At 64.8% G+C, this 13,809-nt stretch carries 12 protein-coding genes, 3 pseudogenes and 1 riboswitch; of the genes and pseudogenes, 6 read left to right on the top strand and 9 right to left on the bottom strand.

Annotated elements, in window-relative coordinates; genetic code table 11:
* From LX70_RS16960 to LX70_RS16950, 3 genes are all read right to left on the bottom strand, one after another.
* On the bottom strand, positions 1-2,133 hold the full coding sequence (locus LX70_RS16960) for a copper-translocating P-type ATPase (RefSeq protein WP_211301749.1): 2,133 nt from the start codon (positions 2,131-2,133) through the stop codon (positions 1-3).
* 80 nt (positions 2,134-2,213) lie between these two features.
* A complete protein-coding gene (copM, locus tag LX70_RS16955; protein ID WP_051911381.1) occupies positions 2,214-2,639 on the bottom strand; it encodes a CopM family metallochaperone in 426 nt (141 codons plus the stop codon).
* 37 nt (positions 2,640-2,676) lie between these two features.
* Complete coding sequence (locus LX70_RS16950) at positions 2,677-2,865, bottom strand: heavy-metal-associated domain-containing protein (RefSeq protein WP_035714032.1); 189 nt, start codon at positions 2,863-2,865, stop codon at positions 2,677-2,679.
* Positions 2,866-3,038: 173 nt separating this feature from the next.
* Here LX70_RS16950 and LX70_RS16945 point away from each other — a divergent pair, with 173 nt between their 5' ends.
* Together LX70_RS16945 and cueR are read left to right on the top strand one after the other, a co-directional pair.
* Positions 3,039-5,510 (top strand): heavy metal translocating P-type ATPase, encoded by a 2,472-nt coding sequence (locus LX70_RS16945; RefSeq protein ID WP_425430598.1) that lies wholly within the window; start codon positions 3,039-3,041, stop codon positions 5,508-5,510.
* A 12-nt stretch (positions 5,511-5,522) separates the two neighbouring features.
* Entirely contained in the window at positions 5,523-5,984 is a 462-nt protein-coding gene (gene cueR, locus LX70_RS16940; protein ID WP_084684241.1) for a Cu(I)-responsive transcriptional regulator, read from the top strand.
* Between the two features lie 25 nt (positions 5,985-6,009).
* Positions 6,010-6,226, top strand: a riboswitch (cobalamin riboswitch).
* A gap of 152 nt (positions 6,227-6,378) precedes the next feature.
* On the opposite strand, the pseudogene LX70_RS16935 reads toward cueR, so the two are convergent.
* The 3 genes and pseudogenes from LX70_RS16935 to tnpB (LX70_RS16925) all read right to left on the bottom strand — a co-directional run.
* Positions 6,379-6,912, bottom strand: a pseudogene (locus LX70_RS16935) (ISL3 family transposase); the annotation flags it as partial.
* A 22-nt stretch (positions 6,913-6,934) separates the two neighbouring features.
* Entirely contained in the window at positions 6,935-8,434 is a 1,500-nt protein-coding gene (gene tnpC, locus LX70_RS16930) for an IS66 family transposase (RefSeq protein WP_105515983.1), read from the bottom strand.
* Between the two features lie 58 nt (positions 8,435-8,492).
* Positions 8,493-8,618 (bottom strand): annotated as a pseudogene (gene tnpB / locus LX70_RS16925) (IS66 family insertion sequence element accessory protein TnpB); the annotation flags it as partial.
* A 64-nt stretch (positions 8,619-8,682) separates the two neighbouring features.
* Between tnpB (LX70_RS16925) and LX70_RS16920 the strand changes: the two are divergent.
* Positions 8,683-9,782, top strand: a protein-coding gene (locus tag LX70_RS16920) for an IS3 family transposase (protein WP_105515982.1) whose coding sequence is annotated in 2 segments (ribosomal slippage) — positions 8,683-8,935 and positions 8,935-9,782 — 1,101 coding nt in all. Because the reading frame shifts where the segments join, the coding sequence is not laid out codon by codon here.
* 59 nt (positions 9,783-9,841) lie between these two features.
* On the opposite strand, the pseudogene tnpB (LX70_RS16915) reads toward LX70_RS16920, so the two are convergent.
* The 3 genes and pseudogenes from tnpB (LX70_RS16915) to LX70_RS16905 form a co-directional block, all read right to left on the bottom strand.
* Positions 9,842-10,066: pseudogene (gene tnpB / locus LX70_RS16915) on the bottom strand (IS66 family insertion sequence element accessory protein TnpB); the annotation flags it as partial.
* The gene (gene tnpA, locus LX70_RS16910) at positions 10,063-10,458 is read right to left on the bottom strand and encodes an IS66-like element accessory protein TnpA (RefSeq protein WP_105515981.1); all 396 of its coding nucleotides are present in this window, start codon (positions 10,456-10,458) and stop codon (positions 10,063-10,065) included. The pseudogene tnpB (LX70_RS16915) and the gene tnpA, both read right to left, overlap by 4 nt.
* Positions 10,459-10,470: 12 nt before the next feature.
* The gene (locus LX70_RS16905) at positions 10,471-11,562 is read right to left on the bottom strand and encodes an ISL3 family transposase (RefSeq protein WP_245885123.1); all 1,092 of its coding nucleotides are present in this window, start codon (positions 11,560-11,562) and stop codon (positions 10,471-10,473) included.
* A 103-nt stretch (positions 11,563-11,665) separates the two neighbouring features.
* Here LX70_RS16905 and LX70_RS16900 point away from each other — a divergent pair, with 103 nt between their 5' ends.
* The 3 genes from LX70_RS16900 to LX70_RS16890 are packed head-to-tail and all read left to right on the top strand — an operon-like array spanning position 11,666 to position 13,754.
* A complete protein-coding gene (locus tag LX70_RS16900) occupies positions 11,666-12,160 on the top strand; it encodes a hypothetical protein (protein ID WP_146111641.1) in 495 nt (164 codons plus the stop codon).
* A gap of 2 nt (positions 12,161-12,162) precedes the next feature.
* Entirely contained in the window at positions 12,163-12,693 is a 531-nt protein-coding gene (locus LX70_RS16895; protein WP_105515978.1) for an SCO family protein, read from the top strand.
* Positions 12,693-13,754 carry a c-type cytochrome gene (locus tag LX70_RS16890; protein ID WP_105515977.1) on the top strand — a complete coding sequence of 354 codons (1,062 nt, stop codon included), beginning with the start codon at positions 12,693-12,695 and terminating at the stop codon, positions 13,752-13,754. Before LX70_RS16895 ends, LX70_RS16890 begins: the two co-directional genes overlap by 1 nt.
* The last annotated feature ends 55 nt before the right edge of the window (positions 13,755-13,809 follow it).

Genomic DNA, 13,809 nt, shown 5'->3' with positions numbered 1-13,809 from the left:
TCAGCCCTGGTAGCGCCGCAAAAGCTGGGCGTTGATCGCGACGATGATGGTCGAGGCCGACATGAACACCGCCCCGACTGCCGGGGTCATCATGAACCCGGTCCCGAAGGTGATCCCCGCCGCCATCGGGATGGCAAAGGCGTTGTATCCCGTGGCCCAGATCAGGTTCTGCACCATTTTGGAATAGGTTGCGCGCGACAGGCCGAGGATTGCCTCGACATCGCGCGGGTCGGAGCGGACGAGCACGACGTCGGCCGATTCCACCGCCACATCCGTGCCTGCGCCGATGGCGATGCCGAGATCAGCCTCGACCAGCGCCGGGGCGTCGTTGACCCCGTCGCCGACCATCGCGACCTTCAACCCGCGCGCCCGCAGTTCCCGCACCTTGGCCGCCTTCTGGTCCGGCAGCACCTGGGCGAAGTATTCGTCGAGGCCCAGCTCCTTTGCGACCGACTTTGCAACACCCTCGGCATCGCCCGTCATCATGATCGACTGCACACCGCGGGCCCTGAGCCGGGCAACCACGTCGCGCGATTCCGCCCGAACGATGTCCGCCAGCGCGAAAAGCGCATGCGGCTTGCCGTCCTTGACCAGAACGACCACCGTCTTGCCTGCCTCTTCCAATGCCGCAAGGCGCGGATCAGTGACGGGCGTGTTCTGTCGGCGCAGGTGGCCGGGGCTGACGATGGCCACCTCCTGCCCGTCCACCCTCGCGGTCACGCCCGCGCCGGTGATGCTCTGCAACCCCTCCGGTGCCGGGAAGGCGATTCCCTTGCCCGTTGCAGCCGCCACGATCCCCTGCGCAATCGGATGCTGCGACTGGCTTTCGACCGAGGCTGCCATGCGCAGCGCCGCAGCCTCGTCGCCACCCTCAAGCATGACGATATCGCTGACGCCGAACCTTCCCTCGGTCAGCGTTCCCGTCTTGTCAAAGACGACTGCGTTCAGGTCTCGTGCCCGCTCGAAGGCGGCACGGTCGCGGATTAGCAGGCCGTTCTTGGCCGCGAGCGAGGTTGACACTGCCACGACCAAGGGCACCGCAAGGCCAAGCGCATGGGGGCAGGCGATGACCATCACCGTTACCATCCGCTCCAGCGCGAAGGTGACGCTTTCGCCTGCCCAAACCCAATACGCGAACGACCCGAGGCCCACGGTGATTGCGACCCAGGTCAAGACTGTCGCCGCGCGTGTGGCAAGGTCTTGAGTCCGCGACCGGCTGTTCTGCGCGGCCTTCACCATGGCGATGACCTGCGACAGATATGTGGCCTCGCCCGTCGCCTTCACCTCGATGGTGACCGCACCCTCGCCGTTGACCGCCCCGCCGATCACTGTCTCGCCCGTGGTCCGGTTGACCGGCTTCGACTCGCCGGTCAGCATGGCCTCGTTGAACGAAGAGGTTCCTTCGGTGATCGTGCCATCGACCGGCACCTTTGCGCCGGGGCGGATCACTACGCGGTCGCCTGCGACCAGAGCCGCAACGGGCACCTCTTCCGTCCCGCCATCCGCTTTGACGCGTAGCGCCGTATCGGGCAGGAGGCGCACCAGTTCCTCCAGCGCCCGCGAGGCGCCGAGGACCGAGCGCATTTCCAGCCAGTGACCCAGCAACATGATGGTCACCAGCGTGGCGAGTTCCCAGTAGAACGGTTCGCCCCCCGGAAGGCCAAGGGTGACGGCGGCGGAGTAAAAATAGGCGGTGGAAATCGCCAGCGCGACCAGCGTCATCATCCCCGGACGGCCGCTGCGAACTTCGGGAAGCGCGCCGGTCAGGAAGGGCCAGCCGCCCCAGAAATAAATGATCGAGGACAGGGCCAGGGCCACCCATTCCTCGGCGGCGAACAGCGGGGCCATCCCTTGCCCAAGGAAATCGCGCACCATTGGCGACAGGACCAGGACCGGGATGGTAAGGACGAGGCAGACCCAGAACCGGCGGCGGAAATCGGCCACCATGTCGCCGTGGCCTGCGTGGGCACCACCGCCCTGCGGCGCATGCCCCATCGCAGCATGATCGACGGATTTCGCGCCAAGGCCCATCGCAGCGTGATCAATTGAGGACTTTGCACCATGCCCCATTGCGGCATGGTCCATTCCGGCCATCGGCGGCGGGGTGTCCGGTTTCTGCGCGTTGTTGGTCATGGAACCGAACTCCCTGCGTCCCGGATTTGCAGGGGGCGCGGCCAATCCCGACCGCGCCGCCCAAGGTCATCATCCCGGGCTTACATGCCCTTGGAGGCGAGAAACGCCTTGAGCGTGGCGATCTCGGATTCCTGCGCAGCGATGATCGCCTCGGCCAGTTCGCGCATCCCAGGATCCGTGCCAAATTCAAGCTGGATCTTCGCCATATCGATGGCCGCTTGGTGGTGCGGGATCATGCCCGCGGCGAAATCGACATCCACGTCACCCGTATAGGGCACCATCATGTCCGCCATCATCTTGTCCATCGCGGCCGCATAGGCCACGGTTGCCGGATCATTGGCCAGTTCCGGCGGGATCAGCGTGGCATGGCTCATCATCGCCATGCCATCGCCCCCCATGTTCATGCCCGAGTGGTCCATCCCCGCCATGCCGTCCGACTGGGCATACACGTAAGTTCCGCCTGCCACCATCGCGGCGAGAACAGCACCGATTGCGATCTTCTTCATGGTCGTTTCCTTTTCTCTGTTGTGGAAAGTCTGTGCTTCAGGCGGGCGCGTAGCCGACCTCGGTCAGCGCCGCTGTCAGCCGCTCACGGGGGGCCACAGACTTGACGTCGACCTTGTGGGTTCCGGGGTCCGCGCTGACCTCCGCCGCCGGATCGACCGACTGGATGGCCTTGGTCACGCTGCGCACGCAGCCGCCGCAGGTCATGTTCTCGATATGGAACTGCATGAGTGCCTCCTTCAGCGTTTTGCCTCATGCGCCATCAGATAGGGCTTCCCACGGTTGTAAGGTCAACCCCACAAAGCCGTGAGGTGAAAATTGAAGTTACCCCTTGACCTTCCCATGATGGGAAGCCCTATCTCCGTTTGCGGAAGCACCTTGAAAGGAGTCCCGCAATGAACATGCAGGCAAGGCAACCATCCGTAACCGCCACAGCCCGGATGGTGATCGACGTCGAGGGCATGACCTGCGCCTCCTGCGTGGCGCATGTCGAACGGGCGCTGAAAGCGGTGCCGGGGGTGGCAACGGCATCGGTCAATCTCGCGACCGAGCGCGCCGAAGTGACCGGCCCGGCGCTGGACCGCGCGGCTTTGGTACAGGCGGTGGAGGGTGCAGGCTACGCCGTACCCGCGCGTCCCGTGGATCTGGAGATCGAGGGAATGACCTGCGCCTCCTGCGTTGCGCGGGTGGAACGGGCGTTGAAAACGGTGCCGGGCGTGACCTCTGCCGCCGTCAACCTTGCGACCGAGCGGGCGACAGTGACCGGGTCTGCCGATCTGGCATCGCTGATCCGTTCAGTTGCTGATGCGGGGTACGAGGCCCGCCCCGCTGCGCCTGCCATGGCTGCAGCGGACGAGACCGCCGCGAAGAAAGCCGCAGACGAGGCGTTGCTCAAGCGCGACGTGCTGATTGCCGCCGCGCTGACGCTGCCGGTGTTCGTGCTGGAGATGGGGTCGCACCTGTTCATGTGGGTCCACATGGCGGTGATGAACACCATCGGCATGCAGGCCAGCTGGCTGATCCAGTTCGCCCTGACCACCGCCGTCCTGTTCGGCCCCGGCCTGCGCTTCTTTCGCAAAGGCCTGCCCGCGCTGGCCCGTCTGGCCCCCGACATGAACAGCTTGGTCGCGGTGGGCACCTCGGCCGCCTACGGCTATTCGCTGGTCGCCACCTTCGCCCCCGGCGTGCTGCCGCAAGGGACCACTTTCGTCTACTACGAGGCGGCAGCGGTGATCGTGACGCTGATCCTGCTTGGCCGCTATCTCGAGGCCCGCGCCAAGGGCCGCACGTCGGAGGCAATCAAACGGCTGGTCGGCCTTCAGTCCAAGACCGCCCGCGTCGTCCGGGACGGCGCGACGGTCGAGGTGCCCGTTGCCGAGGTCCGCCCCGGCGATGTGGTCGAGGTCCGCCCCGGTGAGCGGGTGCCGGTCGACGGCGAAGTCACGTCCGGCGCAAGCTGGATCGACGAAAGCATGATCTCGGGCGAACCCGTGCCCGTCGAAAAGACCGCAGGCAGCGCCGTCACCGGTGGCACCGTCAATCAGACCGGCGCCTTCACCTTCCGCGCGACAGCGGTGGGCGAAGCGACGATGCTCGCGCAGATCATCCGCATGGTCGAGGCCGCACAGGGTGGCAAGCTGCCGATCCAGGCGCTGGTCGATCAGGTGACGATGTGGTTCGTGCCCGCTGTCATGGCCCTCGCCGCGCTGACGTTCGCCGTCTGGCTGGTCTTCGGCCCCGACCCCGCGCTGACCTTCGGCCTCGTCAACGCCGTCGCCGTCCTGATCATCGCCTGCCCCTGCGCGATGGGTCTGGCCACGCCCACCTCGATCATGGTCGGTACCGGGCGCGGTGCGGAACTGGGCGTCCTCTTCCGCAAGGGCGAGGCACTGCAATCGCTGCAAGGCGTGAAGGTGGTGGCGCTTGACAAGACCGGCACGCTGACCGAGGGCAAGCCCCGGCTGACCGACCTCGTGCTGGCTGACGGCTTTGACCGGGCCGCGGTCCTCGCCGCCGTCGCGGCGGTCGAGGCGAAGTCCGAACACCCGATCGCCCGCGCCATCGTCACGGCGGCGGCCGAGGAAGGGTTGCCCCTGCCCGACGTCACGACCTTCGACTCCGTCACTGGCTTCGGTGTCACCGCCGTTGCGGGCGGGCAGAAGATCGAAGTCGGGGCCGACCGCTACATGGTGAAGCTCGGCCTTGACGTAACCCCCTTCGCCGACACCGCCGCGCGGCTTGGCGACGAAGGCAAGTCGCCGCTATATGCCGCTATCGACGGGAAGTTGGCTGCGATCCTCGCCGTCGCCGACCCGATCAAGGACACCACACCGCAAGCGATCCGCGCCCTGCACGCCCTTCGCCTGAAGGTCGCCATGATCACCGGCGACAATGCCCGTACCGCCAATGCCATCGCCCGCCAGCTTGGCATCGACGAGGTGGTGGCCGAGGTCCTGCCCGACGGCAAGGTCGATGCAGTGAAGCGGCTGAAGGGCATCGGCCAGCTTGCCTATGTCGGCGACGGCATTAACGACGCGCCCGCGCTGGCCGAGGCGGATGTCGGCATTGCCGTCGGTACCGGCACCGACATCGCTATCGAGGCGGCGGATGTGGTGCTGATGACCGGGCGGCTGACCGCCGTGTCGGACGCCATCGCACTCTCCAAGGCAGTGATGCGCAACATCCGGCAGAACCTGTTCTGGGCCTTCGCCTACAACGCGGCGCTGATTCCGGTTGCCGCAGGTGTCCTGTGGCCCGCCTTCGGCCTCCTGCTGTCGCCGATCTTCGCCGCCGCCGCGATGGCCCTCTCATCCGTCTTCGTGCTCGGCAACGCACTTCGGCTGCGGCGGTTCGCGCCAGCGGTCGTCAACTGAGGGAGACCTGTCATGAACATCGGTGAAGCCGCAAAGGCCTCGGGCGTGTCCGCCAAGATGATCCGCTACTACGAATCCATTGGCCTGATCCCGGCAGCAGGACGGACCGAGTCGGGCTATCGGGTCTACGCTCCAACCGAAGTGCAGATGCTGCGCTTCATCCGCCGGTCCCGCGACCTGGGCTTTCCCGTCGAGAAGATCGAGGAACTGCTCGCTCTTTGGCGCGACCGCACCCGCCAGAGCGCGGACGTGAAGCGTCTGGCGACGGAGCAGATCGACGGCCTCGAACGCAAAGTGCGCGAGATGCAGGCCATGATCGACACGCTGCGCCACCTGGCGGACGCCTGCTGCGGCGACCACCGGCCCGACTGTCCGATCCTTGCGGATCTCGGACAAGGAGTGGAGCATGGACTTAATGGGACGGGGCAGCACGGCTCCAAGGGCGGACCGATGCAGCTTTCGCCCATCCGGTAGTCAGTTGACTTCGGACAGGATCGGCGCGTGCCTATCAGCGTTTGGTGTTCAAGGGGTGCAGAGCCCTGGAACTCAATCGGGAATGGGGAAGGGCGGACCCAGTTGCGGCGCCCGAAGCCTCAGCCGCCCCCGCGACTGTATGCGGTAGCGGCCCTTCATCAAGCCACTGGGCGACTGCCCGGGAAGGCGAAGGGCCGTGCTGATCCGCGAGCCAGGAGACCGGCCAGACTTCGATGAAACCCATTCCCGTCGGGTGTGACGGGCGGAGACCTGTTGCATGACCACATCGACTCTTGCCGTTTCGCCTTCGAATGCTTCCCTTCGGCCGGTTCTCCTAAGCGCCGTGTTCGGGGCAGCTTTGCTATTGTCGCGTTGCCTTTAAATCGGGTCATCCTCAATTTGTGTGGTGCAGAGGAAGCATTCGGGCCCTGAGCAAGTTCGGGCCGGCCCGCCCATACATCGCGCGCTTCAAGGTCTTCAATCGGTTGATCTGGCCTTCGGCTTGACCATTGCTCCACTCCATTTCGATCGCATTCCTGACCGCATCAATGTCTCTGTTCAAGGTTCGGGCGAACCGCACGATGGGCGCCAGGTCCGTTTCGATCGCATCGTCGATCCAGGCGGGCAGCGGGTCTGCTTTTCGACCACGCAAGATGCCATTGAAACGCATGGCGAGGCGCCGCATTGTTGTGAAGGCAGGCGAGCCTTCCTTGAGAACTTCGACTTTTCTCGCCTGTTCCAAGGTGAACTTTCCTCTTGGTTTGATGCAGAGTGCGGCCGCTATAACCGGGGAAATCGCGTGCCCGGTTTCCGGGTCCCGGACCGGTGCAAGGATCTGATCTTCCTTGATGGGTCCCTCCTGTTCCTGTTTTTCGGCTCTGCGCCATCCGGCCAAGAGCCGCTGCAAGTTTGACAGGCTGCCCTCGTAACGTAAGCGTCCGGCCTGACCGCTACCCGAGCCATTTCCAAGGCAGCAGGTCATCGACCTTTGTGATCTTGTAATCAGGGATACGGGCCAGGGTGTCGGCGAGCCAGGCATTGGGATCGATGGCGTTGAGCTTGGCCGTTTCGATCAGGGTGTATGCGATGGCGGCGGCCTTGCCGCCCGCTTCCGAGCCGACGAAGAGGTAGTTCTTTCGGCCGAGGGCGATGGCGCGCATGCCGCGTTCGGCGGCGTTGTTGTCGAGTTCGAGAATGCCGTGGTCAAGATAGGGGCGCAGGCGCTCCATGCGGGTCAGGGCATATCGGATGGCGGTCGCGAGCGGGGATTTGCCAGAGATCGTGGTGAGTTGCAGGGCCAGCCAGACCTCCAGGTTGTCGAAGACCGGGGCCGCATGTGCCTTGCGAAGTTCGACCCGGACATCCGGTGGCGAACCTCTGGCCTCTTTCTCGACGGCGTAGAGTTGCGCGATCCTGCCGATGGCCTCTTCGGCGATCGGGGAACCCTGCGACCTGTGGATGTCGACGAACTTTCGCCTGACATGGGCCATGCAGGCGACCTCGCGGATCGCTCCGGTCCGATAGAGATCCTCGAACCCGGCATAGCCGTCGGCGTGCATCCAGCCACGGTATCGGGCGAGGTGATCCTTGGGGTGCTGTCCCTTGCGGTCGCCGGAGAACCTATACCAAGCTGCTGGCGGTGCAGTGCCACCCCAGGGGCGTTCGTCGCGGGCATAGGTCCAGAGCCGTGCCGTCTGGGTCTTGCCGGTGCCGGGGGCAAGCATGCTCACGGGCGTGTCGTCGGCGAAGATCGCCTCGGCCGACAGAACATGGCGGCCGATGGCATCTGCGAGGGGTTCCAGCAGGGCCATGGATTTGCCCACCCAATCGGCCAGGGTCGATCTGTCGAGGTCGAGACCTTCGCGGTCGAAGATCTGGCTCTGGCGGTAGAGCGGCAGGTGATCGGCATATTTGCTGACCAGGACATGGGCCAGCAGGCCTGGCCCTGGGCGGCCGCGCTCGATGGGGCGCGACGGAAGCGGCGCCTGGACGAAGCGTTCGCAGCAGGCGCAGGTCAGCCGGGGGCGGACGATCCGGTTCACGATGAAGCGGCCGGGGACATACTCGAGTTCTTCGGTGACGTCTTCGCCGATCCGACGCAGGCGGCCGCCGCACTCGGCACAGGCGTCCGAGCCGGGCGTCAGCTCGACTTCCATCCTCGGGATATGATCCGGGATCGGGCGGCGCTTGGGTTTGTCATTCTCCTCGATGTCCGGCAGCTTCATCCGTGCGGTCATCGCGGCGGCGGCGATCTCGCTGGTCTCGAGGGCCAGTTGCAGCTGTTCCGCCGTCTCGGACGAGGCCCCGAACCGGTGCGCCCGATGGCCTGCCAACTGGTGCCGCAGCTTCTCGATCAGGATCGCCTGCGCCTTGACCTCGGCCAGGAGCCGCGCTGTGAAGCTGCGCAACTCCTCGGGATCTTCCGGCAGGGTCAGGGTCTGATCGAGCATGCAAGGAGTTTATCCCACTGTATTCCTTGTGGGAATCGTTCTCTTGCGGCCCCCCGGATTATCCCGCTGTCAAGGGCCGCCATGTCCGCTGCGGTGCCCGCCAGTCGATCCCCTCCAGCAGCATCGACAGCTGCGCGGGCGACAGCGCCACCTTCCCCTCCTCGGCCGAGGGCCAGACGAACCGCTGACCTGAGCCCCTGCACCTCCTCCAGATTTTGGTAGAGTCCGTCCACGCATGGAGACGGACAATGAAGCAATCGCGGTTCACGGAAGCGCAGATCATCGGGATTTTGAAGGAGCAGGAGGGCGGGACGCCGACGGCAGAGGTGTGCCGCAGGCACGGGATCAGCTCGGCGACGTTCTACAAATACAAGGCGCGGTTCGGCGGCATGGACGTGTCTGAGGCTCAGCGACTGAAGGTGCTGGAAGACGAGAACAGCAAGCTGAAGAAGCTTCTGGCCGAGGCGATGCTCGACATTGCCATTTTGAAAGATGTTGCCTCAAAAAAATGGTGACGCCCGATGCGAAGCGGGGTGCGGTGGCTCAGGTTTGTGCGGTGCACGGCGTGAGCCAGCGTCGGGCGTGCGAGGTGCTGGCGGTCGATCGCTCGAGCATCCGCTACAAAAGTGTCCGCCCCGACGATGCCGCTGAACGCGCGGCCATGAAGGCTGTCGCGGCCGAACGGCAGCGGTTTGGCTATCGGCGCATCCACATCATGCTCGACCGGCAGGGGATCGTGATGAATCTCAAGAAGTTGCGCAGGCTATACAGCGAAGAGAAGCTGCAGGTTCGCAAGCGCGGCGGTCGCAAACGGGCGGTGGGAACACGGCGACCGATGGTTTTGCCGCAGGCGGCGAATGAACGCTGGAGCCTCGACTTCATCAGCGATGCCTTCACTGATGGTCGGCGGTTCCGGGTCCTTGCCGTGGTGGATGATTTCACCCGGGAATGCCTGACCCTGATCGCTGACACGTCGCTGTCAGGGACCCGTGTTGCGCGTGAGCTAGACGCGATCATCGCCCGACGAAGGCGCCCCACCACCATCGTCAGCGACAATGGGACTGAGTTCACTTCGACGGCGATCCTGTCCTGGTGTCAGCGCACGACAGTCGACTGGCACTACATCGCGCCCGGCAAGCCCATGCAGAATGGGTTCATCGAAAGCTTCAACGGGCGGTTCCGGGACGAGTTCCTGAACGAGACGCTGTTCTCGACGCTGCCCGACGCCCGCACCCAGATCGCCATGTGGAAGGAGGATTACAACCGCCAAAGACCCCATTCCGCCCTTGGGAATATCCCACCGGCCGAGTTTGCAATGAAGATCAGACTGGAAAAGCAGGCCGCATAGGCCCAGAAATCAACCCAAGGACTCTCCCTTACCCCGGAGGGAAGACGGGGCTCAGGTCACCGCCCCTTCTCCAGCCGCTTCAGGAACATGCACGCGCCCTGACCGTCCCACCAGATGACCTTGACCAGATCGCCACGGCGACCACGGAAGACAAAGAGATGTCCGCCAAACGGGTCCTGCTGCAGCACCGCCTCGGCCTGCGCCGCCAGCGCCGTGAACCCCTTGCGCATGTCGGTGACCCCGGCCGCCAGCCAGACCCGCGTGTTGGCCGGAACTGGGATCACGCTGTCAGGCCCCGGATCAGCCGCGCCAGCGCCTCAGGATCATAGCTGCCGCTGATCCGCATCCGGTGACCGCCCGCCAGCTCGATCTCGATGTGGTTCTCGGCGGCAGGTGCCGCCGGGGTAGACCTGGTCTCCGCGACGATCTCTACGGGCAGAAACCGCGCCTCCTCTGCTGGGGGCGCAACCGAGGTGGGGTCCGGCGCATAACGGGGATCGCGCAGCCACTTGAAGATCAGGTTCGCGTTCACCGCGTAGCGCCGCGCAACCTGAGCCACGGAAACGCCCGGCGCCGCCGTCTGGAAACAGATCGAACGCTTCTCCTCATCCGTCCAAAGTCGCTTCGTTCGACGCGCCACGCCATCACCATAGTGTCCACTATCGGTGGTGGACACTATCCGCCTCTCTCACCACGCGGCAGGGCGGTCGGGCCGGACGCTTACCTCGTAACCACGTTCTTGGATCAAAGGGAGCAGTGCATTGCCGCTGCGAATACCGTTCTCCCAGCGTTGCTTCAGGTACTCTTCAAAATACCATGCAGACGAGCGTTTGAGGACCGCGCGCTTTCGGTCCGGTGGCGTCTCGAACTGCAGCCATTTCGCGACGCTACGTCGGGGAAACCCCGTCCTCCGCCCGATCTCGCTGCACGTCAGCCCTTGCTGCCGAAGTGCCCGAATTGTCTCGTATATCTCCTCGCGAGACTTGCGGTGCGCAAGACGTGACTTCAGAAGGTTACTGGCCGTGCTGATGTTGTCTGCATCGGAGAGCAATGCTCTGCCAGTCGCGCGACCGTGCAAGTTCATTTGCTCCTCGATTGCCATGCGAAGGTTCTGCACGATATGAAACCGGTCGGCGACCTGTTCCGCCTGCGGCGCTCCTTTTCGGGCGGCTTGGGCGTAGAGACCGCAGCGATCCCGGCTTATGACTTCCACCTCAGGATGACGCCTTAGCCAGTCGGTGCATGTGACGACATCACGATCTTCGAGAACATCGATGACGGCGCGACGCTCGAGGTCGATGATGATCGTCCCGTAGTTCTGCGACTTTCGCCAACTCCAATCATCGATCCCGATGATCCGTGCGCGTGGTGGAACAACTTGAGCTGCGCGTAGCAACTGTCGGAGAATAGTATCGTCACTGACCCGGATACCCAGTCGCCGCAAGAGCCGTTCAGCTGGGGTGCCGCCAGCGGCGTGCGCCACATGGCCTAAGAGTTGCGCCTGTCGAGACGTCCGGCGCGCATAAGGGGTCGCCACCGCCGCCTCGCGATCGGAGAACGTGCGGCGGCGGCAATCCGAGTTCAAACATCGCCATCGACAAACCCTGAGCTCGATCCAAACCGCTTGGCCCTGAGCAGGAAAATCCTCGATCCGCCGGCACCTCCAACCATGTCGCTGTCTTGAGGGCGTCCCGCACTCAGGGCAGGTGCCATTCGGAGCCAGTCTGCCAGATACGACCCATGCACCCGTCTCAGACTGGCGGACCTCACCAACCTCCACGTTGGCGGTTGGAGCCCAATGCTTCTTCGATACCACGGCCTGATCCCTTCAATCTGTGAAACTCGGTCAGACCGTGACACACAAATTGAGGATGACCCCGGCGATGAGCGACAAGACCTGGCCGATGACGCGTGTGCAGTTGCGCGGCGGAGAACCGCGGCGGATTGCCGTGCTGGACCGCTCCTTCCGCGAGACGTCGCCCGGCGGCTTCACTGGCACGGCGCTGCTTCCTGCCGTCGGGACGGGGTGGGAGCTTGTGTTGACGACGGGACTGGGCGGGCAAACGGTGTGCTTTGATGTGCCGACTCGGGCCGAGGTTGCCGCCGCCGACAAGGGCCCTGGCTTGATCCTTGCCGAACGCGATGGCGGTGCGGTGCGGCTTGCCCTTGTCGGGCCGGATGGAGTGCCGTCGCGCATGACTTCGGTCCGTCTGATCTTCAGTGCCCCACAGGCCAACTGGCGCAGGTCGGCCGTGGTCAGGACCGACGCCGACGGGCGCGTCACGTCGCTCTTCCGCCTGCCGGACACGCGCCCGGTGATCGTCACGGCCGTGGCTGACGGTGGCCGAGCTTTCTTGCCCCTGGCGCTTGAGGATTGACAATGCACAGGCTTCTTTTGGTCCTTGCGACCTTGCCGACGATTGCCTGGGCCGACCGTCCGGCGACCGAGAGGCTGGCTTTGCCCGACGCGCCGATGACCGACAGCTCTTACCGGGTCGAGGGATTTGTTTCGCGCCTGCATGGAGCGGGGACAGTGATCGTCAGCTTCAGCTTCGTCGAATGCACCACGCTTTGCCCGATCACGAACGCCATTCTGGCCGAGGTGGATGACCGGATCGTTGCCGAGCGGTTGCCCTTGACCATTGTCACGCTGACCATCGACCCTGTGAACGACACGCCTGCCAAGCTGGCCGAGGCGGCGCAGGCGGTCGGGGCCAGCGACAGATGGCTTTGGCTGACGGCAGCGCCGGTGGATACCTTTCTGCTTCTGGACAGTTTTGGCCTGCCGGCAGGGCCGATCGAAGATCACAATCCGATGCTGTTGATCGGGAATGTGGGCACCGGGGAATTCCAGCGGATCGTGGGTCTTCCCGAACCGGATGGACTGATCGACCTGGCGACGGGGTTCTGATGGCCTGGCGACATGTGCTGGCCGTGACCTTGCTGGCTGATCCTGCGGTTGCCTGGGAGATGCCTGACACGCTGTACTTCACGGGGAGCGGGGCGGAAGCGCTGATTGCCGATGGCTCGGTGCGTGTCGAGGGCTCGCAACTCGCCTGCGCCGGGTGCCACGGTGCCGACGGGCGGGGCGACGATGAGGGTGCGACCTTGATCCCGCCCGTGACCTGGGAAGCGCTGACCACACCGACCGGGGGACGATCAGCCTATGACGCGGAAACCTTCGCCCGGGCGGTGCGCGCCGGGGTGGGGCCGGACGGGCAGAAGCTTTCGGCGGCCATGCCGCGCTATCTTATGGACGACGCGGCGATGGCAGGCCTGGTCGAAAGTCTGACTCGTCTTGAGGCCAATGACCGCCGGGCTTTCGGTCCGCGCGAGCTGAGGGTCAGATTCGGAGCCATCGAGCCACGCTTGGGCGGTTTTGCCGATGCAGCACAAGCGTTCAATGATGCTGGCGGTGCTTATGGTCGGAGCATCGTTCTTGTGGGGGCGGGTGACGCGCTTGCGCTGGACGATATCGCCGAGACCGCGCTACTTGGTGTCTCAGAGGTCTCGGAGGCGCTGCTTTTCGCCCGGATTGTCGATGACGGCCACCGGCGCATACGCTGGCTGACGGCGCTGTCAGCGCCCGAACGTGACTTTCGCTTGCGCCAGCGCGGGCTGGTTCATGATGAGAGCGCCAGGGTCCTGCTATGGACCAGTCCAGGCGTGACCCCACCGTCATTGACCGCGATAGACGCTGTCTATGCCGATCTTGCAGTTGCCGCGCCCGGGCTTGGCGCGCTGATCGAGGGGGCGGTCCCGATCTATCTTGCCGCTCCGGACGCGTCCTTGCTGGAAGCGGCGCTGCGTGATCCGGCACCGCTGGCTTATGTGGAAGGCTACCTTGCGGGACTTGCCCTGGGCCAGGCGTTGACCGATGCAGGGCGCGCCGGGGGACAAGAGGCCCTGCGGCGCGCGCTTGGCAAGGCAGGCGCCCAGCTGCCGATTTCGGTCCACCGGATCGGCGACTGAAGCGGCCCAAGCGTCCTGCCGCCCTGACGCGCGGCCAGGGCGGACCATCGAGTCC

The sequence above is a fragment of the Albidovulum denitrificans genome (assembly GCF_002973535.1).
GTDB classification, from domain to species: domain Bacteria; phylum Pseudomonadota; class Alphaproteobacteria; order Rhodobacterales; family Rhodobacteraceae; genus Albidovulum; species Albidovulum denitrificans.
This window is presented reverse-complemented; position numbering and strand designations above follow the sequence as displayed.